General features: G+C 64.4%; 18 protein-coding genes and 1 tRNA gene. 6 read left to right on the top strand and 13 right to left on the bottom strand.

From position 1 onward, the window contains the following. Positions 1 to 3: 3 nt before the first annotated feature. Complete coding sequence (locus LXM88_RS35155) at positions 4 to 1,650, bottom strand: DUF4011 domain-containing protein (RefSeq protein WP_262544087.1); 1,647 nt, start codon at positions 1,648 to 1,650, stop codon at positions 4 to 6. Between the two features lie 1,285 nt (positions 1,651 to 2,935). On the opposite strand from LXM88_RS35155, the gene LXM88_RS35150 reads away from it, so the two are divergent. From LXM88_RS35150 to LXM88_RS37340, 3 genes are all read left to right on the top strand, one after another. Further along, positions 2,936 to 3,400 carry a hypothetical protein gene (locus LXM88_RS35150; RefSeq protein ID WP_262544086.1) on the top strand — a complete coding sequence of 155 codons (465 nt, stop codon included), beginning with the start codon at positions 2,936 to 2,938 and terminating at the stop codon, positions 3,398 to 3,400. After that, positions 3,397 to 3,600: a hypothetical protein gene (locus LXM88_RS35145; protein ID WP_262544085.1), complete on the top strand. Its 204-nt coding sequence runs from the start codon at positions 3,397 to 3,399 to the stop codon at positions 3,598 to 3,600. The genes LXM88_RS35150 and LXM88_RS35145 overlap by 4 nt, the downstream gene beginning before the upstream one ends. 439 nt (positions 3,601 to 4,039) lie before the next feature. Then, positions 4,040 to 4,315, top strand: coding sequence for a tyrosine-type recombinase/integrase (locus tag LXM88_RS37340; RefSeq protein ID WP_412524163.1), 276 nt, complete (start codon positions 4,040 to 4,042; stop codon positions 4,313 to 4,315). Between the two features lie 72 nt (positions 4,316 to 4,387). Here LXM88_RS37340 and LXM88_RS35135 read toward each other — a convergent pair. From LXM88_RS35135 to LXM88_RS35110, 6 genes are all read right to left on the bottom strand, one after another. Beyond that, positions 4,388 to 4,463, bottom strand: a tRNA-Ile gene (locus tag LXM88_RS35135). A gap of 129 nt (positions 4,464 to 4,592) precedes the next feature. Beyond that, positions 4,593 to 7,010 carry an RNA polymerase sigma factor RpoD gene (rpoD, locus tag LXM88_RS35130; RefSeq protein ID WP_262544083.1) on the bottom strand — a complete coding sequence of 806 codons (2,418 nt, stop codon included), beginning with the start codon at positions 7,008 to 7,010 and terminating at the stop codon, positions 4,593 to 4,595. Between the two features lie 88 nt (positions 7,011 to 7,098). Further along, positions 7,099 to 8,982: a DNA primase gene (dnaG, locus tag LXM88_RS35125; RefSeq protein WP_262544082.1), complete on the bottom strand. Its 1,884-nt coding sequence runs from the start codon at positions 8,980 to 8,982 to the stop codon at positions 7,099 to 7,101. A 69-nt stretch (positions 8,983 to 9,051) separates the two neighbouring features. Beyond that, positions 9,052 to 9,498 carry a GatB/YqeY domain-containing protein gene (locus LXM88_RS35120; RefSeq protein ID WP_262547082.1) on the bottom strand — a complete coding sequence of 149 codons (447 nt, stop codon included), beginning with the start codon at positions 9,496 to 9,498 and terminating at the stop codon, positions 9,052 to 9,054. A gap of 194 nt (positions 9,499 to 9,692) precedes the next feature. Next, positions 9,693 to 9,905 carry a 30S ribosomal protein S21 gene (gene rpsU, locus LXM88_RS35115; protein ID WP_006479415.1) on the bottom strand — a complete coding sequence of 71 codons (213 nt, stop codon included), beginning with the start codon at positions 9,903 to 9,905 and terminating at the stop codon, positions 9,693 to 9,695. Positions 9,906 to 10,043: 138 nt separating this feature from the next. Then, positions 10,044 to 11,264, bottom strand: a complete 1,221-nt coding sequence (locus LXM88_RS35110) for an NAD(P)/FAD-dependent oxidoreductase (protein ID WP_262544063.1) — start codon at positions 11,262 to 11,264, stop codon at positions 10,044 to 10,046. 130 nt (positions 11,265 to 11,394) lie between these two features. Here LXM88_RS35110 and tsaD point away from each other — a divergent pair, with 130 nt between their 5' ends. Further along, positions 11,395 to 12,435 carry a tRNA (adenosine(37)-N6)-threonylcarbamoyltransferase complex transferase subunit TsaD gene (gene tsaD / locus LXM88_RS35105; RefSeq protein ID WP_262544062.1) on the top strand — a complete coding sequence of 347 codons (1,041 nt, stop codon included), beginning with the start codon at positions 11,395 to 11,397 and terminating at the stop codon, positions 12,433 to 12,435. Positions 12,436 to 12,533: 98 nt separating this feature from the next. Here the strand turns inward: tsaD and folE2 are convergent, their stop codons facing one another. The 4 genes from folE2 to LXM88_RS35085 form a co-directional block, all read right to left on the bottom strand. Next, positions 12,534 to 13,343 carry a GTP cyclohydrolase FolE2 gene (folE2, locus tag LXM88_RS35100; RefSeq protein ID WP_262544061.1) on the bottom strand — a complete coding sequence of 270 codons (810 nt, stop codon included), beginning with the start codon at positions 13,341 to 13,343 and terminating at the stop codon, positions 12,534 to 12,536. Positions 13,344 to 13,497: 154 nt separating this feature from the next. Further along, complete coding sequence (dxs, locus tag LXM88_RS35095) at positions 13,498 to 15,402, bottom strand: 1-deoxy-D-xylulose-5-phosphate synthase (RefSeq protein ID WP_262544060.1); 1,905 nt, start codon at positions 15,400 to 15,402, stop codon at positions 13,498 to 13,500. 81 nt (positions 15,403 to 15,483) lie between these two features. After that, positions 15,484 to 16,368 carry a polyprenyl synthetase family protein gene (locus LXM88_RS35090; protein ID WP_262544059.1) on the bottom strand — a complete coding sequence of 295 codons (885 nt, stop codon included), beginning with the start codon at positions 16,366 to 16,368 and terminating at the stop codon, positions 15,484 to 15,486. Beyond that, positions 16,365 to 16,658: an exodeoxyribonuclease VII small subunit gene (locus LXM88_RS35085; RefSeq protein WP_262544058.1), complete on the bottom strand. Its 294-nt coding sequence runs from the start codon at positions 16,656 to 16,658 to the stop codon at positions 16,365 to 16,367. Before LXM88_RS35085 ends, LXM88_RS35090 begins: the two co-directional genes overlap by 4 nt. Before the next feature lie 271 nt (positions 16,659 to 16,929). Between LXM88_RS35085 and LXM88_RS35080 the strand changes: the two genes are divergently transcribed. Both LXM88_RS35080 and LXM88_RS35075 read left to right on the top strand, forming a co-directional pair. After that, entirely contained in the window at positions 16,930 to 18,036 is a 1,107-nt protein-coding gene (locus tag LXM88_RS35080; RefSeq protein ID WP_262544057.1) for an aromatic ring-hydroxylating oxygenase subunit alpha, read from the top strand. Positions 18,037 to 18,153: 117 nt separating this feature from the next. Then, positions 18,154 to 19,023: a sulfurtransferase gene (locus LXM88_RS35075; protein WP_262544056.1), complete on the top strand. Its 870-nt coding sequence runs from the start codon at positions 18,154 to 18,156 to the stop codon at positions 19,021 to 19,023. Positions 19,024 to 19,073: 50 nt separating this feature from the next. On the opposite strand, the gene LXM88_RS35070 is transcribed toward LXM88_RS35075, so the two are convergent. Beyond that, a complete protein-coding gene (locus tag LXM88_RS35070; protein WP_262544055.1) occupies positions 19,074 to 19,949 on the bottom strand; it encodes a dienelactone hydrolase family protein in 876 nt (291 codons plus the stop codon). 420 nt (positions 19,950 to 20,369) lie between these two features. Continuing rightward, positions 20,370 to 21,704: an NAD(P)/FAD-dependent oxidoreductase gene (locus tag LXM88_RS35065; RefSeq protein WP_262544054.1), complete on the bottom strand. Its 1,335-nt coding sequence runs from the start codon at positions 21,702 to 21,704 to the stop codon at positions 20,370 to 20,372. Between the last annotated feature and the right edge of the window lie 71 nt (positions 21,705 to 21,775).

Genomic DNA, 21,775 nt, shown 5'->3' with positions numbered 1-21,775 from the left:
GCTTTACCCCAGTTCTACTGGCGCCATTACGCCGATCATCCCCGGCTCCTTTACGCCGATCCGTGACACTTTGTCGTCGCGCGTCCAAGATAGGAAGCCGAGCGCGAGGTACAGTGTATTCGAACCACCCTCCTGCAAGGTGGTCCGGGAATTCCGGAACAATTCAGTCAGGCGCGAATCCATCTCGTCCTGCGGCAACCCGATAAACACCTCCTTGCGCGTCAACGCGTCGAGGGCGTGCTGGCGGCGAATGTGTTCGCGCTCGCGCGCCTCATGGATAGCCTGGCTGCGTGGGTCCGAACCGTCCATGAGGTCCGGACGGGTCAGCAGCTTTAGCGCATGTCCCTCCGCGAGAACATCCTCAAGCAGTCCTGGCTCAGGCGCGTCAAGCTTCAGGGACTTTTTTCCCGACTTGAAGCTCAGCAGATTGTTCCTGAGTGACAGGTCGAGGAGCCTTCGCTGCCAGCGTGTAAGACGGTCCTCCGGCCGCTCCTGCCCGTCGTCTGAATGCGCGTCTTCGAGCTCATCCAAAAACTCAGGGGCATCCTCCCACCGCGGAGTCAGGTCCTCGGTCATCTCGGTGCCAGCTGTGCCACGAACTACAGCGTGTTCGCTAGCAAGCGGTTTGATGCGCTGCAGGCGTGCGCGTCGAATATCAATTGCCAGCTCGAACTTCGGCTCTTCGTCTTCGGAGATGTGTTCCTCACCTTTGGCCGTAGTGAAACTGAAAATCGGCAGAGGCCTCTGTGCAAGGAGGGTCGACTCGAACAGGACCATCTCTTTGAGCTTCACCCGCTTCCGCAGAGCAGTGATGTCGTCAATGACAGTGGTCGAGAACTCTTCGGGCTTCAGCCAGACGCCGGGAAAAGCGTGCCCCTGCTGGAAGACGAGAACTGGATTCAGGCCCGCCTGCTCCAGTGCCGCGCAGACGAACAAAGCCAGGTCGAGACAGGTAGCGAGTCCAGATTCCGCAATCTGGCTGGGCCCGCGCACTTTCTGTCCTTCCCGCTCGAAGCTCGCGGGAGGTACGGCATAGTCGAGTCCCATCGCTCCAATTGCATTCCAGATAGCAGAAGCGAGTTCCCATGCGCGCTTTGCACCTTCCTGGTAGCCATTGATGCCGCCGGGCTTCCCCGCTTTGCGTAGCACCTCCGCAGCCTGCTTGAGCACACGTTCGACTGCCTGCTCGTTCGGCTGAACGAAGGCCGCAATCATGTCCGGCAACGACGACAGGCCGCCCCACTGATTCCTTGGAAGAAGCTCGACTGTCTGCTCAGAAACTGCAACCTCGGCTGACTCTCGGTTTGGCGCAGTGAGTGTGAGCGTGACCACCGACTTTTCCGACTCAGTCAGGCGGCCAAGCAGCGGACCGTCGAGAGACAAATCAAGGTCCGTGATACGCAGGGTCTGCCCCGCCGCCAGATGGTCTAGGTGCCAAGTCTTGGGCTTGAGGAATGGTGGGTCAGAAATCGCGGTGAGCTTCAGGTCCCGGAATGCGTCTTCCGTTTCGTTAACTATGGAAAGCTCCCGAACCACGGGCACCGCGTTCTGGAAGTCCGCCAGATTGACCCGTCCAGCGACGGTCGCCTGAATCTGGACGCAATAAGGCTTTGCCGATTCATCCGTCGGCTCGACAACCCCGGTATCCATCAATGGTCTCCAACTACAACTAGCTATTCGTCTAGACGTGTTGCCACGAACGCTCGCTTCCTCCGGAAACATCCGTGCCAACCGTACTTTCTAAACCCCGTTCAAGCAGTACAGAAGCTTCCGCTTGGCAAACCCACCAGCGCGTCGAACAAAAGTCATACCTCGGATGCGAACGGCAGTGGGGAAATTAGGATACCAGCGGCACGATGTATTACAAGGACAATAAATGTCACCAGAATGCTGAAATCAATAAAATCGGCGCTGGGTTTATCTGATGGCTGCGCGGAGCGGTGTTGGTTCAGCCGCCTTACGTTGCTTCATCGCTAACCTGGTCCCTGACCTTGTCCGTGTTTCTCCGAAGCAGGCAATTATTACTAGGGATATTTGGCTATTGACTCATCACAATGTCCGACGGTCGCCAGTCTTGCTCGCAGCGATGGAATTCCTCCCCGAGCTTGTAAAACACACCGCCATCTAGGTTACAAAACGTTGCAGCATCAACTTGAGGCGAGGGCCTCTTGATTTCATTTTGCTTTACTGGTGTAACCACACCTTGTCGACAGATCGTGAAGAAACGGCAGCCGTAAAAATCCTTGCGCCTAAGGCTCAGCCCTGAGCATTCCCGTGGGTCTGGGCCCCGGGTGGTAAGGCTGAGCCCAGCCCTCCCTATGGCAATTGCCCGGGAAAGCCTTCCACCCAGCCTCCCCACCCAGATTCCCCGGTATGGAGCCGCTTCGCCCGCCAGCCTGTACGCGCCCTCCGGGACGCTAGCTTCGCCATCCCGTTGCCGACATCTCAGACGCTATCCCGCTAGTTTCGGCTACGCAACCACAAGCGGAGCAGCCCACCAAGGTGTCGGGCACTTGCCCAGCTCATTGCAACCTTTTGCGATACGGTCGGGTCTTGCGGGCCAGCGGATATGACTGAACGTGTAGAGGAACACCCATGTAACGAGCAACCCGAACAGCAGACCGCACAGTGATATCGCGAGTCGTTTCACTTGATTTCCCAAACGAGAATTTGCTTCGCCCGGCGCAGTGCCGAGTTTGGGGCTTCGCACGATGCTCGTCGGGTTTGGCATCGAAACGAGTGGCAACTGGGCGATGCCCTCAATACCCCCGGTACGCAAACCGAATGCGTGAAAAGATAGCGCAGAACGCGGGCCTGCTGACGCATCAGCAAAAGACCGCCCTTTGAGTCGGCGCCGTACCCACCTGACAGCCTTGTCAGGTAGGTCGGTGCAACGTGTATGCGAAAATTACGCGTTCAATCCGGAGTAAGCAGCATGTCTCAATGCCCGACATTTTTCGAAGCTTTCCAAGCGAACATGACCGCGCTGCATATGCCCGTTCCGACGACGCTTTTCGCGACGCTTCAAACATCCGTCGCAAGCGTCGCTGCAATGATGGGCGTCATCAAGACGCTAGGCGCGGATGCGACGGTCGCGGAACTGATTGGCGCAACCACGAAGTTGGAAGCAGTCACCGTCGGCGGTTCGATTCTCGCGAGCTTCTATCTTGGAGCGGTTGTCGGTAGCTTGATCGTCGCCACTGACTCCGCAGTGTCATGCGGCAGCGGCAAGCGCGGGGCTAATACGTCTCTGGCGGTAGCTCAATGGGGCACGCGATACGGGCTTGCCGTTCACCCTTTGGTCATGGCCCAAATCCTGCGACACCCCGAAGTCCTCGCGCCCGGCCCGCATAGCTATCTCGGTTTGAAGGCAAACACGGCGATTCGAGGTGCGCGATGAAGTGGATTGCAGACCGCGCGCTTCTCATCGCCACGGCGTTGATTTGCGCCGCCGTAGGTTGGGCGCTCATCAGCGCGACCGGCGAATGGTTTACCGCCTTGATGATGCTAGTAGCGTTCGCGACGCTGTGGATCGATAACACGCGCCTGCGAAAACTACTCGAACAAAACGGCATCGACCCGCGACGATTCAAGCGTTAATCGCGCGCGTTCTGCCGATCAGCGTGAGCCCTTTTACACTTGATGACGTGCCGACCAGTCGTCAGCGTGCACGACAGCGGCCCGGCCGAACGATTCGGCCGCCGACTTTTCAACCGGGCTACTTCGACTTCGGCACGAGTCGGCTGCGGCAGCGATTCAGCCGGTACAACCGGCACGTGACGGCGGCGCAATTCGGCCAAGATCAGGTCGCCTGCGACACGTTCGATCGACTCGCCTCGACTGCGGGCGTAGGCGTCTAGGGTCGCGCGGCCTTCGAGAGTCAGCCATGCGATGACGGGCGGGCGTCAGTTTATGGCGGTGGCCTGATTGTGTGCGGGCGGGATGCTCACCATGATAGGCCAGTTGCAAATCGAAAGCGGGTTCAGGCGGACAAAAAAGAGCCGGGCATGCGCTGCCCGGCCGAAAAGTCACTATCGCATTGCTGCACGCGATTACTGCGCCACCGCGCGCACCGGCTTGCCGGGACACTGGGGCACCCCGACGCAGTTCGGTTATTTCGCCCTCACGCCAGATCATTCGGCACACGCTGCGGCACAGCTCGATCACGCATCTGGTACAAGCGGGCGTCGACCTTGTGACCGTGAAACGGATTTCCGGTCATAAGACATTGCAGATGTTCGAGCGATACGCGCACGCACAGGGAAGGCACGTTGCTGATGCCGTCGACGCTCAAGATTGCATCGTGAATGCCTGACACGACTACATAGGAATTACACAAAGAGAAAGGGCTTACGTCGCGATAAACGACGTAAGCCCCTGTCTTTATTGGTGGGCCCGGCGGGGTTCGAACCCGCGACCAATCGATTATGAGTCGACTGCTCTAACCGCTGAGCTACAAGCCCTGGTGAGATACGAAGCGTGCTACACGCAGCCCCGGCAAGGAAGCCGGGCCGGCATTGTAACAACAAAGGGGACAAACGCCACCGGCATCACGCCGATGCCGGCGGCGTTCGCAGCAGAGACGCTGGAAATCAGTTCCCTTCGAGGAACGACTTCAGCTTGTCGGAACGGCTCGGGTGACGCAGCTTGCGCAGCGCCTTGGCCTCGATCTGACGGATCCGCTCGCGCGTGACGTCGAACTGCTTGCCAACTTCCTCGAGCGTGTGGTCCGTGCTCATCTCGATGCCGAAACGCATCCGCAGCACCTTCGCCTCGCGCGGCGTCAGCGAATCGAGCACGTCCTTCACGACGTCGCGCATGCTGGCATGCAGCGCGGCATCCGCCGGCGCGACCGTGTTGGTGTCCTCGATGAAGTCGCCGAGATGGGAATCGTCGTCGTCACCGATCGGCGTTTCCATCGAGATCGGCTCCTTCGCGATCTTCATGATCTTGCGGATCTTGTCTTCCGGCATCTCCATCTTCTCGGCGAGCGTTGCCGGATCCGGCTCGAGACCGGTTTCCTGCAGGATCTGCCGCGAGATGCGGTTCATCTTGTTGATCGTCTCGATCATGTGAACCGGAATACGGATCGTGCGCGCCTGGTCGGCGATCGAGCGCGTGATGGCCTGACGGATCCACCACGTCGCATAGGTCGAGAACTTGTAGCCGCGACGGTATTCGAACTTGTCCACCGCCTTCATCAGGCCGATGTTGCCTTCCTGGATCAGGTCGAGGAACTGCAGGCCGCGGTTCGTGTACTTCTTCGCGATCGAGATCACGAGACGCAGGTTGGCCTCGGTCATTTCGCGCTTCGCCTGGCGTGCCTTCAGTTCGCCGGCCGCCATCTGGCGGTTGGTTTCCTTCAGGTCCTTCAGCGGCAGCACGACGCGCGCCTGCAGGTCGAGCAGGCGCTGCTGCTGTTCGCGGATCGCCGGAACGTTACGCGACAGCACCGCGCTGTACGAATGGCCCTCGGCCATGACCTTCTCGGACCAGTCGAGATCGGTTTCGCTGCCCGGGAAGCGCGCGATGAATTCCGAACGCGGCATGCCGCACTTGTCGACGACGATGTGCAGGATCTGACGTTCGACCTGACGCACTTCGTCCACCTGCGCACGCAGCGTGTCGCACAGGCGTTCGACGGTACGCGCGGTGAAGCGGATCGTCATCAGTTCGGTCTGGATCGTTTCCTGCGCCTTCAGGTAGGCCTTCGACTTGTAGCCTTCCTTTTCGAACGCGCGGCGCATCTTGTCGAACCACTCGCTGATCTGCGAGAACTTCTCGAGCGAGGCACGCTTGAGGGCTTCGAGCTGGGCGGCGTTGGCCGATGCCTGTGCGGCACCGTCGTCCTCCTCCTCTTCCTCTTCTTCCTCTTCCTCTTCGGCTTCCTCGTCCTCGTTCTCGATGGCTTCCGCTTCCTTCGCGGAGAAGCCGTCCGTATCGGCGGAGTCCGAAGCATTCGGATCGAGCAGGCCGTCGACGAGCTCGTCGACGCGGATCTCTTCGTTCGCGACGCGCTCGGCCATCGCGAGGATGTCGGCGATCGTCGTCGGGCACGCGGAAATCGCCATCACCATGTGGCGCAGGCCGTCCTCGATCCGCTTCGCGATCTCGATTTCGCCTTCGCGCGTGAGCAGCTCGACCGTGCCCATCTCGCGCATGTACATCCGGACCGGATCGGTCGTGCGGCCGAATTCCGAATCGACGGTGGACAGCGCGACTTCCGCTTCCTCTTCGACTTCATCGTCCGACGACGCGGCCGGCGCGTTGTCGTTCAGGAGCAGCGTTTCCGCGTCCGGCGCCTGCTCGTAGACCGCCACGCCCATGTCGTTGAACGTGCCGATGATGCCTTCGAGGGCTTCGGTCTCGGTGAAGTTGTCCGGCAGGTGGTCGTTGATTTCGGCGTACGTAAGGAAGCCGCGCTCCTTGCCGAGCTTGATCAGCGCGCGCAGCTTCACGCGGCGCTCTTCGAGCTCCTCGGCCGTGCCCGGCGTGCTCGTCGCGAACGCTTCCTTCAGCAGCGCCTTTTCCTTGGCGCGACGATCGCGCACCTTGGATTTGCCCGGGGCAGCCGCGGCTGCGGGCTGCTCGTCGCTCTGATTTGCGTCGTCGTCGACGGATACTTCGTTCAGCTTTTTGGTCATGGAGTTCGCCGTACCGGCTATATCGACTCGCGGCTGCTGGACGACAGCCGGTTGAACCGTGGGTGCATGAGTAGTACGTACTGCCGTTTCGTCCGCGGCGGCAGTCGTGTCCCTTGCGCTTTTCGCACTTGCCCGCTTCGCCGCCGGCTTGGCCGGCCCGGAGTCGGGTCTGGCGGCAGCCCGTGTTCTGGCTGCCGGTGCCGGCGCAGCCTGAGCGGTGCCGGCCGCGGTTTTCTTTCCCGCAGGGGCTGACGATGCTGAAGACGTTGTCCTGGTGGAAGAAGCAGACTTGGCCGCTGTGACCTTCTTGGTCGGCTCCGTCGAGCCCTTGCCTGTTGCTTTCTTTCCGCCTGTCGTCTTTGCCATCGCGATTCTCGCCTCTGCTTGGAAAACAAACCGCTGGAAACCTTATATTATAGCACGCTGGGGAGCCCTCTCTAAGCGCCCCGGCCGCCTACAGCCCGAGCCGACGCTTCATGTCGGTTCGCTGCTGGTTCAATTCCGTCAATTCAGCCAGTTCCTCGGGTGTGAAGGTGGATTGCCGCGCCAGCCGATCGAGCCGGTCGCAGCAAGCGTCGTAGCGCATCTTGAGCACCGCTGCCTGCAGCTCCTCCCCCGCGATCCGTTCCTGTTCACGCTGCCGCTCGGGCACCGTCTCGTCCTCCGGATTCTGTAACAGCAAATCACGGACGTTTTCATCATAGTCCAGAATTTCGCGGAAGATTTCCTCGTAAGTCGCCCCGTTCGAGGACGTCCGCAGGACATCCGACAGCAGCCGGAACTCCGCGCCGTCGCCCAGCGCACGCGCATGGTCGACGACTTCGGCAAACAATTCGCCGATGCGCGGCAACGCGCGCAGGGTCGCAATCTGTTCGTCGTCGAGCTGCGACGCGATGCGCGGATGCATTACCAGCGTGCGCAACGCGCGCTTTTCGCTGTCCGTCACGCGGCGCCGCTCGCTGCGCGCGGGCGCCTGGCGCGGCGGCGCCGCGATCCGCGTATCGACGTCGGACAGCCCCGCGACCTCTTCGAACGGGATGTCGAGGCGGTCCGCGAACATGTGCATGATCTGCGCGCGCAACGCGTTCGCGGGCAACGCCTGCAGCAGCGGCTTCGCATCGAACAGCGCCTTCGCGCGGCCTTCCGGCTGATCGAGCGCCTTGCCGGCAATTGCTTCGTTCAGCAGAAATTGCGACAGCGGCATCGCGCGCTCGACCTGCTCGGAGAACGCATCGGCGCCGAACTCGCGCACATAGCTGTCCGGATCGTGCTCGGTCGGCAGAAAAAGGAAACGGATCGTGCGGTTGTCCGCCGCATGCGGCAGGCACGCCTCGAGTGCGCGCCGGGCCGCACGCCGCCCGGCCGAATCGCCGTCGAAACTGAAAATAACTGTGTCGGTCTGGCGCAGCAGCTTCTGCACGTGGATCGGCGTGCACGCGGTGCCGAGCGTCGCGACCGCGTTCGGGAAACCGAGCTGCGCGAGCGCGACGACGTCCATGTAGCCTTCGACGACCAGCACGTACTTGCGCTCGCGAATCGCGAGCCGCGCCTCGAACAGCCCGTACAGTTCGCTGCCCTTGTTGAACAGCGGCGTTTCGGGCGAGTTCAGGTACTTCGGCTCGCCGCTGCCGAGCACGCGGCCGCCGAAGCCGATCACCTGCCCCTTCACGTTGCGGATCGGGAACATGATCCGCTCGCGGAACCGGTCGTAGCGGCGTGCGACGCCCTGCGCATCGGTTTTCTCGCTGACGATCACGAGCCCCGACTCGACGAGCGACTCGTCGCGATAGTCGGGGAACGCCGTTTCGAGGTTCTGCCAGCCGTCCGGCGCATAACCGAGCCCGAAACGCGCGGCGATCTCGCCGGTCAGGCCCCGGTTCTTCAGGTACTGGATCGCGACGGTCGCGCCGCGCAACTGCTTGCGGTAGTAGTCGCACGCGGCGGTCATCGCGTCGGACAGCGCAGTCGCGACGGACTTCGACACGGGCGCCGGATAGTCGCCACCTCCGCCACCGCCACCGCCACCACCGCCGCCGCGCATCGACGGCTCATGCGGCACGGTCAGCCCGACGGACTGCGCGAGCTCCTGCACGGCCTCCGGGAACGTGAGCCCCGCATGCTCCATCAGGAAGCCGATCGCCGTGCCGTGCGCGCCGCAACCGAAGCAATGATAGAACTGCTTGGTCGGGCTGACGGTAAACGACGGGCTCTTCTCGTTATGGAACGGGCACAACCCCATGAAGTTGGCGCCGCCCTTCTTGAGCTGCACATACCGACCCACCACGTCGACGATATCGACGCGGTTCAGCAAGTCCTGCAGGAACGAATGCGGAATCACCGTGGGATCGAGCGAAAAAAGACAATACGACGCCCGGTGCACGCAACGCCGCGCGCACCGGGAACGGGTTTACTTCGTGAGCGCGGCCTTGACCTGCGCGGAAACGGCCGTCATGTCGGCGCGGCCGGCGAGCTTGCCCTTCAGCACGCCCATCACCTTGCCCATGTCCTGCGGGCCGGCTGCGCCGGTTTGCGCGACCGCCGCCTGGACTTCGGCCGCCACTTCGGCATCCGACAGTTGCGCGGGCATGTAGCCGCCCAGCACGGTCAGTTCGGCCTGCTCCTTCGCGACGAGGTCGTCGCGGCCGGCGGCCTGGAACTGGCTGATCGAATCCTTGCGCTGCTTGATCATCTTGTCGATCACGGCCGTGATGCCCGCGTCGTCGAGCATGACCCGATCATCGACCTCGCGCTGCTTGATCGCGGCCATCAGCAGGCGAATCGTCGCCAGGCGCTCGCTTTCCTTCGCGCGCATTGCGGCCTTCATGTCTTCGCTGATCTGCTCTTTCAAACTCATCATTCACCCGGGATGGAAACGTGAATCCGACGCCCGCGAACGGGCGTCAACACAAAAACCCGCTTGGGACAGTGTCTCAAGCGGGTTGCTCGAATCCGGCATCGGCGACTCGCCGCCTGATCGGCTGTGCGATCGCACCCGATCGCACGGAGTCGCCGGTGCGCCGCTCAGCGAACCGCGCGGCGCCCAATCGTTCAGTACAGCTTCTTCGGCAGCGTCTGGCTGCGGATACGCTTGTAGTGACGCTTCACCGCTGCCGCCTTCTTGCGTTTGCGCTCCGCGGTCGGCTTCTCGTAAAACTCGCGCGCACGAAGTTCGGTCAACAGACCGTTCTTCTCGATCGTGCGCTTGAAGCGACGCATTGCAACTTCGAACGGCTCGTTCTCTTTAACGCGAATGATCGTCATGATCCGACACGAATAAAGGTTTGCAGGGAAAGACTACCGAGTATAGCAGAGCGATTGTCCAAAGGCACGGGGACTGGTCCCGCTAAACCGGGCTTGCCCAGGGCCTGTTCACCCTGATAACGGGCTTGCGCTGGCCCGTCAGGCGCCGCGCGCATACTCCGCCGCGGCCTGCCCTGCGGCTGTCCCGGACGCCCACGCCCACTGGAAGTTGTAGCCGCCGAGCCAGCCCGTCACGTCCACCGCCTCGCCGACGAAGAACAGCCCCGGCACGCGCGCGCTCATCATCGTCGCCGACGACAACTCCCGCGTATCGACCCCGCCCTTCGTCACCTCGGCCTTCTTGTAGCCTTCGGTGCCGTTCGGCGTCAGCGTCCAGCCGGCGAGCGCGTCGCCGATCTGGCGCAGCGTCTTGTCGGGCAGGTCCGCGAGCCGCGCGTCGGCCGCGACGCGGTGCGTGTCGAGCCATGCGTGCGCGAGGCGCGACGGCACCCAGTCCGCGAGCAGCGAACCGATCTGGCGCTTCGACGTGCGTTTCGCGTCGAGCAGGTCGGCCACCGTGTCGCGCTGCGGCAGCAGGTCGACGCGGATCGGGTCGCCGGGCTGCCAGTAGCTCGAGATCTGCAGGATGCCGGGCCCCGACAGGCCGCGATGGGTCAGCAGCAGGTCCTCGACGAATTCGCCGCCGCGCTTCTTGTCGCCGGTCGCCACGCGCACTTCGAGCGACACGCCGGACAACGCCGCGAACGGCTCCCAGTCGTGCGGCGCGAACGTGAGCGGCACGAGCGCGGGCCGCGTATCGATGAGCTTGTGGCCGAACTGCTTCGCGAGCCGGTAGCCGAAGTCGGTCGCACCGATCTTCGGGATCGACAGGCCGCCGGTCGCCACGATCAGTGCGCGCGCACCGATCGACCCGGCCTGCTGCGTGTCGAGCGTGAAGCCGTCGGCCGGTGCGTGGCGCACCGCGTCGACGACGACGGGCCGGCGCCACGCGATGCCGCCCGCGTCGCACTCGTGCTTCAGCACATCGATGACCGCGTCGCTGCCGTGGTCGCAAAAAAGCTGACCCTTGTGCTTTTCGTGCCAGGTCACATGATGGCGCTTGAGCAGCCCGAGGAAGTCGCGCGGCGTATAGCGCGCCAGCGCCGAGCGCGCGAAATGCGGATTCGCCGACAGGTAGTTGTCGGGGCCTGCATACAGGTTCGTGAAGTTGCAGCGGCCGCCGCCCGAGATGCGGATTTTCTCGGCGAGCCGCGGTGCGTGATCGATCAGCACGACGCGGCGGCCGAGCTGCCCGGCAACCGCGGCGCTCATCATCCCGGCCGCGCCCGCGCCGATCACGGCGATGTCATAAGTTTCCATGGCGCGGATTGTACCTGCCCGGCATCGCGCCCGTGCCGCCGGCAGCGGCGGCCGGCCCTCGCCTGCTATACTTTCCGGTTACGTTGACCTTCCTGCGGCGCGCCCGATACGGCGCGCCCCGCCCGTACCCATGCTCGTTCTCGGCATCGAAAGCTCCTGTGACGAAACCGGCCTCGCGCTCTACGACACGCAGCGCGGCCTGCTCGCGCACGCGCTCCATTCGCAGATCGCGATGCACCGCGACTACGGCGGCGTCGTGCCCGAGCTCGCGTCGCGCGACCACATCCGCCGCGCGCTGCCGCTGCTCGAGGAAGTGATGGCGCAAAGCGGCACGCACCGCGACGACATCGATGCGATCGCGTTCACGCAAGGCCCCGGCCTCGCCGGCGCACTGCTGGTCGGCGCGAGCATCGCGAATGCGCTCGCGCTCGCCTGGAACAAGCCGACCGTCGGCATCCACCACCTCGAAGGCCACCTGCTGTCGCCGCTGCTCGTCGCCGAGCCGCCGCCGTTCCCGTTCGTCGCGCTGCTGGTTTCCGGCGGCCACACGCAACTGATGCGCGTGACCGACGTCGGCGTGTACGAGACGCTCGGCGAGACGCTCGACGACGCGGCCGGCGAAGCGTTCGACAAGACGGCGAAGCTGATCGGCCTCGGCTACCCGGGCGGCCCGGAAGTGTCCAAGCTCGCCGAAACGGGCACGCCGGGCGCGGTCGTGCTGCCGCGTCCGATGCTGCATTCGGGCGACCTCGACTTCAGCTTCAGCGGCCTGAAGACGGCCGTACTCACGCAGATGAAGAAGTTCGAAGCGGCGAAGCTGACGGGCGAAGCGCTCGAACGCGCGAAAGCCGACCTCGCGCGCGGTTTCGTCGACGCAGCCGTCGACGTGCTCGTCGCGAAGTCGCTCGCAGCACTGAAGAAGACGAAGCTCAAGCGCCTCGTGGTCGCGGGCGGCGTCGGCGCGAACCGCCAGTTGCGCGACGCACTGTCGGCCGCCGCGGCCAAGCGTGGCTTCGACGTGCATTACCCCGATCTTGCGCTGTGCACCGATAACGGCGCGATGATCGCGCTCGCGGGCGCGCTGAGGCTCGGCCGCTGGCCCGAGCAGGCGAACGCCGACTACGCGTTCACGGTGAAGCCGCGCTGGGATCTCGCGTCGCTCGCACGCTGAGCCGCGCAACGTAACGCGACGCCGCGCGAACCGGCAGACGTAAAAATGGCCGCTCAAACGAGCGGCCATTTTCATCGGCGCGACAAAACAACGCAGCGTTATGCAGCCTGCCGCTTGTCGCGTTCGATCAGCGCATACGCGCTGTGATTGTGAATCGACTCGAAGTTCTCGGCTTCGAGCACGTATGCGACCACGCGCTCGTCCGCATCGAGACGCTGCGCGACGTCGCGCACGAGATCCTCGACGAACTTCGGATTCTCGTACGCACGCTCCGTGACGAACTTCTCGTCCGGACGCTTCAGCAGCCCCCACAGCTCGCACGACGCCTCTTCCTCCGCGATGCGGATCAGCGCCTCGACCGGCAGGTCGCCTGCAAGCTCGGCATCGATCGTCACGTGCGAGCGCTGGTTGTGCGCGCCGTACTGCGAGATCTTCTTCGAGCACGGGCACAGGCTCGTCACCGGCACGAGCACCTTCAGGAACAGGCGCGTGTCGCCGTTGCGGCTTTCGCCCGCGAGCGTCACTTCATAATCGAGCAGGCTCTGCACGCCGGATACCGGCGCCGTCTTGTTCACGAAGTACGGGAACGTGACTTCGATGCGGCCGGCCTCGGCTTCGAGCTTCTCGAGCATCGACGCGAGCATCGCGCGGAAGCGCTCGACCGTCAGCGGCGCGCGGTTCTCTTCGAGCAGCGCGACGAAGCGCGACATGTGCGTGCCCTTCTGGTCGGCCGGCAGACGGACATCGAGGTTCCAGACACCGACGCTCGGCTGCACGTCGCCGCTTTCGGTACACACCGTCAACGGATGCCGGACCGCCTTCACGCCCACGCGCTGAATCGGAATCTGACGGGTATCCACCGTGCTCTGCACGTCGGGCATCACGAAGGCGGGATTCATCTGGTTCATCTTGTTCAATCCTTGTAAGCCGCGCGTTCGACGACGCGCACGCCGCGTCATGCGGCAGCCGGAAAAGCAACATGGGCCCGCAGGCCCATGTTTTCCGCATCAATGAAGACCGGTTGCGCCAGTCGCACCGACACCGCCCGCGGGCGGTGCCAGCTTATGCGACGCGCTTCGCCTGACCCGCGACGTCGGCCGCCGGGTTCAGGAAGCGTTCGCGAATCGATTTCGCGATGCCCGCGCCGTCGAGGCCGCATTGCGACAGCAGCTTTGCGTGGTCGCCGTGATCGACGAACTGGTCAGGGAGGCCCAATTGTAGTACGGGTCGGATAACCCCACATTCCATCAGGGCTTCCACGCAGGCCGAGCCCGCGCCACCCATCACGCAGCCTTCCTCGATCGTGACGAGGTAGTCGTGCGTCTCGGCGAGTTCGCGCACGAGCGCGGCATCGACCGGCTTCACGAAGCGCATGTTCGCGACGGTTGCGTCGAGTTCCTCGGCCGCGGCGAGCGACGGAGCGACCATCGTGCCGAACGCGAGGATCGCGACACGCTTGCCTTCCGGCTGCGCCGTGCGGCGACGCACTTCACCCTTGCCGAGCGGGATCTCGGTGAATTCCTTCACCGTCGGCACGCCCGTGCCCGCGCCGCGCGGATAGCGCACCGCGGTCGGGTTCGGCTGCTGCAGCGCGGTGTGCAGCATCTGGCGGCATTCGTTCTCGTCGGATGCGGCCATGACCGTCATGTTCGGGATGCAGCGCATGAACGCGAGATCGTATGCACCCGCGTGCGTCGCGCCGTCCGCGCCGACGAGGCCCGCGCGGTCGATCGCAAACACGACCGGCAGGTTCTGCAGCGCGACGTCGTGGATCAGTTGATCGTAAGCACGCTGCAGGAACGTCGAGTAGATCGCGACGACCGGCTTCAACCCTTCGGTCGCGAGGCCGCCCGCGAACGTCACCGCGTGCTGCTCGGCGATGCCGACGTCGTAGTAGCGATCCTTGAAGCGCTTCTCGAACTCGACCATGCCCGAGCCTTCGCGCATCGCGGGCGTGATGCCGACGACGCGCGTATCGCGCTCGGCTTCATCGCACAGCCACTCGCCGAACACCTGCGTGTACGTCTTCTTCGCGGGCGTGGTCGACGGCTTGATGCCTTCGGCCGGATTGAACTTGCCCGGGCCGTGATAGAGCACGGGATCGGCTTCGGCGAGCTTGTAGCCCTGGCCTTTCTTCGTCACCACGTGCAGGAACTGCGGGCCGCGCAATTCGCGGATGTTCTGCAGCGTCGGGATCAGCGAATCGAGATCGTGACCGTCGATCGGGCCGATGTAGTTGAAGCCGAACTCTTCGAACAGCGTGGCCGGCACGACCATGCCCTTCGCGTGCTCCTCGAGCTTGCGCGCGAGTTCGAGCACCGGCGGCGCAACGCTCAGCACGCGCTCGACGCCCGCGCGCGCAGCCGCGTAGAAGCGGCCCGACATCAGGCGTGCGAGATGGCGATTCAGCGCGCCGACCGGCGGCGAGATCGACATGTCGTTGTCGTTCAGGATCACGAGCAGCTTCGCATCTTCCGACACGCCCGCGTTGTTCATCGCCTCGAACGCCATGCCGGCCGTCATCGCGCCGTCGCCGATCACGGCGATCGAGAAGCGGTCGTCGCCGTTCAGCTGGCTGCCGATCGCCATGCCGAGCGCGGCCGAGATCGACGTGCTCGAGTGCGCGGTGCCGAACGTGTCGTATTCGGATTCGCTGCGGCGCGGGAAGCCCGAGATGCCGTCGTACTGGCGCAGCGAATCCATCTGGTCGCGGCGGCCCGTCAGGATCTTGTGCGGGTAGGTCTGGTGACCCACGTCCCAGACAATGCGATCGTTCGGCGTGTTGAACACGTAGTGCAACGCGATCGTCAGCTCGACCGTCCCGAGGTTGGACGACAAATGGCCGCCCGTCTTCGACACGCTGTCGAGCACGAACGCGCGCAGTTCATCCGCGAGCGGTTGCAGTTGGCGACGATCGAGGCGGCGCAAATCCGCCGGGTCGTCGATGGTTTTCAGCAAGTCGTACATCGTCGTTCCATTGTAGGAAATCAAACGCGCCCGCATTCTATTGCACGCACCGTAGCGTGTGCGCGGCGGCGGGCTTTCGCGTCAGCTGACCCGGTTCACCACCAGGTCGGCAAGTTCGGCGAGACGCTGTGCGCGTGCGCCGAACGGTTTCAGCGCGTCGTGCGCTTCCGCGCGCAATTGCGCGGCGAGCTCGCGCGACGCGTCGAGGCCGAGGATCGATACGTAGGTCGGCTTGTCGTTCGCCGCGTCCTTGCCGGCCGTCTTGCCGAGCGTCGCCGAATCGGTCGTGACGTCGAGAATATCGTCGACGACCTGGAAGGCCAGACCCACGGCCCCCGCGTAGACGTCGAGCGCGGCCATCGTTTCCGCAGACGGCGTCTCGCCGGCCAGTGCGCCCATCCGCACGGCCGCGCGCAGCAGTGCGCCCGTCTTCATCCGGTGCATCGTCTCGAGCTGCTCGCGCGTCAGCTTGAGGCCGACGCTCGCCAGGTCGATCGCCTGCCCGCCGGCCATGCCGATCGAGCCGCTCGCGAGCGCAAGCTCGCGCACGAGCGCCGCCTGCTGCACCGGCGTCAGCGCGGCGGCGTCGGTCAGTGCGACGAACGCCTGCGACTGCAGCGCATCGCCGACCAGCAGCGCCGTCGGCTCGTCGTACTGCACATGCACGGTCGGCTTGCCGCGGCGCAGCGCGTCGTCGTCCATGCACGGCATGTCGTCGTGCACGAGCGAGTAGACGTGGATCATCTCCAGCGCCGCCGCCGCCGCGTTGCGCGCCGCTTCCGTCGCGCCGGTCAGCTCGCCTGCTGCATGGCACAGCAGCGGGCGAACGCGTTTGCCGCCGCCGAGGACCGCGTAGCGCATCGCCTCATGGAGTTGCGCGGGCATCGCGGTGTCAGCGGGCAGATAGTGACCGAGTGCGTCCTCGACGCGGTCAAGCACGGACCGCATCCATTGTTCGAATGTCATAGATCGTCGTCTTCGCCGTCCGTGGCGGCCGTTCCGGACGAAAGCGGCTTCAGCGTCGCGCCGTCGAGCACGCGAACCTGCTGCTCCACTTTCTCGAGCTGCTGTTGGCAAAACGCAACGAGGGTCGCACCGCGGCGGTACGCCGCCAGTGAATCCTCGAGGCTCAACGCGCCGCCTTCCATCCGGGCAACCAGCGTCTCGAGTTCCGCGAGCGCCATCTCATAATTGTCCGGCAACGGTTCGGTGCCGTTACCGGGCGGCGCGGCGCCTGGGGATGCGGTTTTCGCCATGGACAAGGGTGTCAAATTTCAAAACAAGTCGGACATTCTACGGCAAAAGAGAATTCTCCGATCTGCCGACTTGGGTAGCCTGCCACATATTCCGGCCCCATCTCCGGCACACAGTGTGCACCTCCAGATTGTCTCCGGACAAAAAATTGACACAAATCAGGCACTTATTCCTAGCCTTGCGGGGCGAACCGGGTATAATTCCCCGTTTCCCTAAATCGATTTTTCGATGGTTGGGTTGTTCACTGCTTTCACGCTAACACCGGGAGTGGGAATGTCCAATCTGAGCGATGCGCTTCAGTTGAAGTCGGCTCACAGCCAGCTTCCAGTCACTGCATATTTCGATGAGGCGCTACTCGAGCGCGAGATCGAAACCCTCTTCAAGAAAGGACCTCGTTACGTCGGGCACGAGTTGATGGTGCCCGAGGCGGGGGATTATTTTGCGCTGCCGTCCGAGAAGGAAGGCCGCGTGCTGGTCCGCAACCAGACGAACCAGATCGAACTGCTGTCGAACGTCTGCCGCCACCGGCAGGCGATCATGCTCAACGGGCGCGGCCACACGCAGAACATCGTGTGCCCGCTGCACCGCTGGACGTACGACCTGGAAGGCGAGCTGCTCGGCGCGCCGCACTTCCCCGAGAAGCCGTGCCTGAACCTCGGCAAGAGCCCGCTGCAGAACTGGCAGGGGCTGCTGTTCGAGGCCGAAGGCCGGAATGTCGCGCGCGACCTCGCCCATCTCGGCACGAAGCATCACTTCGACTTCTCCGAGTACCACTTCGATCACGTCGAAGTGCACGAGTGCGATTACAACTGGAAGACGTTCATCGAGGTCTACCTCGAGGATTACCACGTCGTCCCGTTCCACCCGGGCCTTGGCAGCTTCGTGTCGTGCGACGACCTCAAGTGGGAGTTCGGCGACTGGTACAGCGTGCAGACGGTCGGCGTGCACAACGCACTCGCGAAGCCGGGCAGCGCGACTTACCAGAAATGGCACGAGCAGGTGCTGAAGTTCCGCAACGGCGTGCCGCCGGAGTTCGGCGCGATCTGGATGGTCTACTACCCGGGCCTGATGATCGAGTGGTATCCGCACGTGCTCGTCGTGTCGTGGCTGATCCCGCGCGGCCCGCAGAAGACGACCAACATCGTCGAGTTCTATTACCCCGAGGAAATCGCGCTGTTCGAACGCGAATTCGTCGAGGCCGAGCGCGCCGCCTATATGGAAACGGCCGTCGAGGACGACGAGATCGCGATGCGGATGGACGCAGGCCGCCGTGCGCTGATGGCACGCGGCGAGTCGCAGGTCGGCCCGTACCAGAGCCCGATGGAAGACGGCATGCAGCACTTCCACGAGTTCCTGCGCCGCCACCTCGGCGACATCTGACGGCCGGTGCGGCGCTTTGACGCCGCACGGCATCCGGCAGACGAAAAGACGGGCTTCGGCCCGTCTTTTTTTGTTTAGACTTGGAGTGTCAGGTCATTTGCACTCCAGGGAGCTGTCATGCCACACACTCATTACACCACGCTCATCTCCGCTGCCAATCTCGCCGAGCGCCTGGCCGCGGCGCCCGGCAGCGTCGTTCTGCTCGACTGCCGCTTCGATCTCGTCGATCCCGGCGCGGGTGAAGCCGCGTATGCGGCCGGCCACATCCCCGGCGCGCAGTACCTTCACCTCGACCGCGACCTGTCCGGCCGCAAGACGGGCACCAACGGCCGCCATCCGCTGCCGACCCGCGATGCACTCGCGACGCTGCTCGCCAGCCACGGACTCAAGCAAGGCCAGCAGGTCATCGCGTACGACGCACAAGGCGGCGCGTACGCGGCACGACTGTGGTGGCTGCTGCGCTGGCTCGGCCACGATTCGGTCGCCGTGCTCGACGGCGGCCTGCAGGCGTGGGAAGCAGCCGGCCAGCCGCTGACGGCCGACGTACCGCAACCGGCCGCCGGCGATTTCCGCGCGGCAGCACCACTCGAATCGACGGTCGACGCAGCAGCCGTGCTTGCGAACGTGACGTCGCGCACGCGCGTCGTGATCGATGCTCGCGCACCGGACCGCTATCGCGGCGAAAACGAAACGATCGATCCGGTGGGCGGCCACATCCCCGGCGCGCGCAACCGGTTCTTCAAGGACAACCTGAACGCCGACGGCCGCTTCAAGACCGGCCACGAATTGCGCGAGACGTTTTCCGCGCTGCTGGCGGGCACCGAACCGAACCTCGTGATCCTGCAATGCGGCTCCGGCGTCACCGCCTGCCACAACGCGCTCGCGCTGGAGATCGCGGGGCTGCACGGCGCATCGCTGTATCCGGGCTCGTGGAGCGAATGGAGCGCCGATCCGTCGCGGCCGATCGCGACCGGCCCGAACCCGTAATCCGGCGCGCGCGCTGGCGAAGCGGCGGCCATTCGGCCGCCGCGTTCCGTTTACATCACGCCGTACTTGTGGAACCACGCGATCGCGCGCTTCCAGCTGTCCTCGGCATCGCCCTTTACATAGCTCGGCCGGTAGTCGGCGAAGAACGCGTGGCCGGCATCCGGATACACGACGATCTCCGATTCGCGCGCGAGCTTCGAATCGCTCGTCTGGATCGCCTTGCGCATGTCCGCGAGCGAGGCCTGCGTGATGTTCGTATCCTTCTCGCCGTACAGCCCGAGCACGGGCACCGTCAGCGACGCTGCATGATCGACCGGATTGAACGGCGTCATCTCGTCGGTCTTGCCCTCGACGAACCCGTACCACGCAACCGCCGCACGCACGTGCGGATTGTGCTCGGCATACAGCCACGCCTGACGGCCGCCCCAGCAGAACCCCGTCACGCCGAGACGCGTCAGGTCGCCGCCGTTCTTGCCGGCCCACGCGACCGTCGCATCGAGATCCTCGGTGACCTGCCGGTCCGGCACCTTGCTGACGATGTTGTCGACGAGCGCCTGGATCGTCGGATACTTCGACACGCTGCCCTGCCGCGCGAACAGGTCGGGCGCGATCGCGAGGTAGCCGAGCTTCGCGAAGCGGCGGCACACATCGGCGATATGCGCATGCACCGCGAAGATCTCGTGGATCACGATGATGACCGGCAGGTTCGTCTTGCCGGCCGGCTGCGCGCGATAGGCCGGCACGCTCGCGTCGCCGGAGCGGATCTCGACGGTGTCGACGTCCAGCCCGGCGCTGTCGGTCGTGACCGTCTGCGCCGAAACGGGCAGCACGGCCGCCGCGAAGGTGCCGCCGAGCGCGGCCTGCACGAACTTGCGGCGCGAGAACGGGACGTGGGGGACCAGGCTGTCGACTTCGGGTTTCAACATGAATGCACTCCTCGAGTGGGCGCCGCCGTCACGATCGCGGATGCGGCATGACGAGACATCGCGTCGACGCGCGGCGCGGATGTTGCGGCGGTTGGCACCCCGCCGCAAACGGAAACCCGGACAAGATGCCCAATAATCCGTTGTCGCGTCAACTGTCTGATGTGTAAGACTCAATTACGAAGAATCGATCCGGCCGCCCCGGCCATGGTGTCGATGCGTGCCGTCGCCCCGACAGATCACGGGGCGGCGTGCATGGGTCGATCGCCGTTGCGCGACTGGAGCTTGCGGATTGAAAAGGAAAACGCGCGAACGATCTCACCCGGCCAGAGTCTGCACGACCGGCCGGCCGCCCAAATAACAACGGGCGGAGAACACGCACCGTGTGCGCACTCCTCGCCCGCTTCCCGCACGCACGCCCGGTCAGTGCAGCTTGACGCGCGGCAGCGTCGTGCGCCGCAGCCAGTGCGCGACCGTGTCGAGCATCATCCGCGGATAGCCGTGCAGCGCCGCGATGTGCAGCCGGTACAGCGACATGTACATAAAGCGCGCGAACAGCCCTTCGATCAGCATGTTGCCGCCGATCAGCCCGCCCATCAGGTTGCCGACCGCGCTGAAATGGCCGAGCGACACGAGCGAACCGAAATCGCGATACGTGAACTCGGGCAGCGGACGCCCTTCGAGCCGGCAGCCGATCGCCTTCAGCAGGAAGCTCGCCTGCTGGTGCGCGGCCTGCGCGCGCGGCGGCACGTTGCGTTCGTTGCCGGGCCACGCGCATGCCGCGCAATCGCCGAGCGCGAACACGTTGTCGTCGGTGAAGGTCTGCAGCGTGCGGCGCACGTCGAGCTGGCCGAGCTTGTTGACCTGGAGACCATCGAGATGCGAGAGCACGGACGGCGCCTTGATGCCGGCCGCCCAGACCGTCAGGTCCGCGCGCACTGCCTTGCCGCTCGCGGTATGCACAAGCCCCGGCGCAACCTCGGTCACGCGCTCGCCGAGCATCAGCCGTACACCGAGCTTTTCGAGCAGCTCGGCCGTCGCCGACGACACGCGCTCCTGCAACGCCGGCAGAATCCGCGGCCCCGATTCGATCAGCACGATGCCGACGTCGTGACGCGGGTCGAGCTTGTGCAGCCCGTACACGGACAACACCTGCGCCGTGTTGCGCAGTTCTGCTGACAACTCGACGCCCGTCGCGCCGCCGCCGACGATCACGACCTGGATGCGCGGCTCGGCCGCATCGCCCGGCGCGGTCGGCGCCGGCGCCTGGTGCTCGGCACGCATGCACGCGGCGATCAGCCGCTTGCGGAAGCGCTCGGCCTCGCCAACGGTATCGAGCGCGATCGCGTTTTCCGGCGCGCCCTGCACGCCGAAGAAGTGGGTCGTGCTGCCGATCGCGATCACGAGCGTGTCATATTCCAGCTCGCGCGCCGGCAGCAGTTCCTCGCCGTCGCTGTCGTTGACGGGCGACAGCGTGGCGCGCTTCGCCGCGCGGTCGAGCCCGGTCAGTTCGCCCTGCTGAAACTCGAAGCCGTGCCAGCGCGCCTGCGCCGCGTATTCGAGTTCCTGCGTGAACGGGTCCATGCTACCGGCCGCGACCTCGTGCAGCAGTGGTTTCCAGATGTGTGTCGGATTGCGGTCGACGAGCGTGACAAGCGCACGCGCGGGACGATTGCCGCGCGCGCCGTAACGGTCGCCGAGCCGCGTCGCCAGTTCCAGGCCGCCCGCGCCTCCGCCTACGATGATGATCCGATGCATCCGATTCCCCCTTTGCGATTCGAAACTGCTGCCGCCAGGCAAAGCGAATGCGGTGCATTCGCGCCGCCCGG

Source organism: Burkholderia sp. S-53, assembly GCF_025560745.1.
Classification (GTDB): domain Bacteria; phylum Pseudomonadota; class Gammaproteobacteria; order Burkholderiales; family Burkholderiaceae; genus Burkholderia; species Burkholderia pyrrocinia.
The sequence above is the reverse complement of the archived record's forward strand: the minus strand, read 5'-3'. Positions and strand labels throughout refer to the sequence as shown.

What these genes read in the sequence shown, in the direction of transcription:
- rpsU (WP_006479415.1), bottom strand. Translation starts at nt 9,905, where the DNA reads ATGACGATCATTCGCGTTAAAGAGAACGAGCCGTTCGAAGTTGCAATG.
- LXM88_RS35065 (WP_262544054.1), bottom strand. Translation starts at nt 21,704, where the DNA reads ATGCATCGGATCATCATCGTAGGCGGAGGCGCGGGCGGCCTGGAACTG.
- LXM88_RS35155 (WP_262544087.1), bottom strand. Translation starts at nt 1,650, where the DNA reads ATGGATACCGGGGTTGTCGAGCCGACGGATGAATCGGCAAAGCCTTAT.
- LXM88_RS35145 (WP_262544085.1), top strand. Translation starts at nt 3,397, where the DNA reads ATGAAGTGGATTGCAGACCGCGCGCTTCTCATCGCCACGGCGTTGATT.
- rpoD (WP_262544083.1), bottom strand. Translation starts at nt 7,010, where the DNA reads ATGGCAAAGACGACAGGCGGAAAGAAAGCAACAGGCAAGGGCTCGACG.
- LXM88_RS35085 (WP_262544058.1), bottom strand. Translation starts at nt 16,658, where the DNA reads ATGGCGAAAACCGCATCCCCAGGCGCCGCGCCGCCCGGTAACGGCACC.
- LXM88_RS35070 (WP_262544055.1), bottom strand. Translation starts at nt 19,949, where the DNA reads ATGTTGAAACCCGAAGTCGACAGCCTGGTCCCCCACGTCCCGTTCTCG.
- dxs (WP_262544060.1), bottom strand. Translation starts at nt 15,402, where the DNA reads ATGTACGACTTGCTGAAAACCATCGACGACCCGGCGGATTTGCGCCGC.
- tsaD (WP_262544062.1), top strand. Translation starts at nt 11,395, where the DNA reads ATGCTCGTTCTCGGCATCGAAAGCTCCTGTGACGAAACCGGCCTCGCG.
- folE2 (WP_262544061.1), bottom strand. Translation starts at nt 13,343, where the DNA reads ATGAACCAGATGAATCCCGCCTTCGTGATGCCCGACGTGCAGAGCACG.
- LXM88_RS35090 (WP_262544059.1), bottom strand. Translation starts at nt 16,368, where the DNA reads ATGACATTCGAACAATGGATGCGGTCCGTGCTTGACCGCGTCGAGGAC.
- LXM88_RS35120 (WP_262547082.1), bottom strand. Translation starts at nt 9,498, where the DNA reads ATGAGTTTGAAAGAGCAGATCAGCGAAGACATGAAGGCCGCAATGCGC.
- LXM88_RS35080 (WP_262544057.1), top strand. Translation starts at nt 16,930, where the DNA reads ATGTCCAATCTGAGCGATGCGCTTCAGTTGAAGTCGGCTCACAGCCAG.
- LXM88_RS35150 (WP_262544086.1), top strand. Translation starts at nt 2,936, where the DNA reads ATGTCTCAATGCCCGACATTTTTCGAAGCTTTCCAAGCGAACATGACC.
- LXM88_RS35075 (WP_262544056.1), top strand. Translation starts at nt 18,154, where the DNA reads ATGCCACACACTCATTACACCACGCTCATCTCCGCTGCCAATCTCGCC.
- LXM88_RS35110 (WP_262544063.1), bottom strand. Translation starts at nt 11,264, where the DNA reads ATGGAAACTTATGACATCGCCGTGATCGGCGCGGGCGCGGCCGGGATG.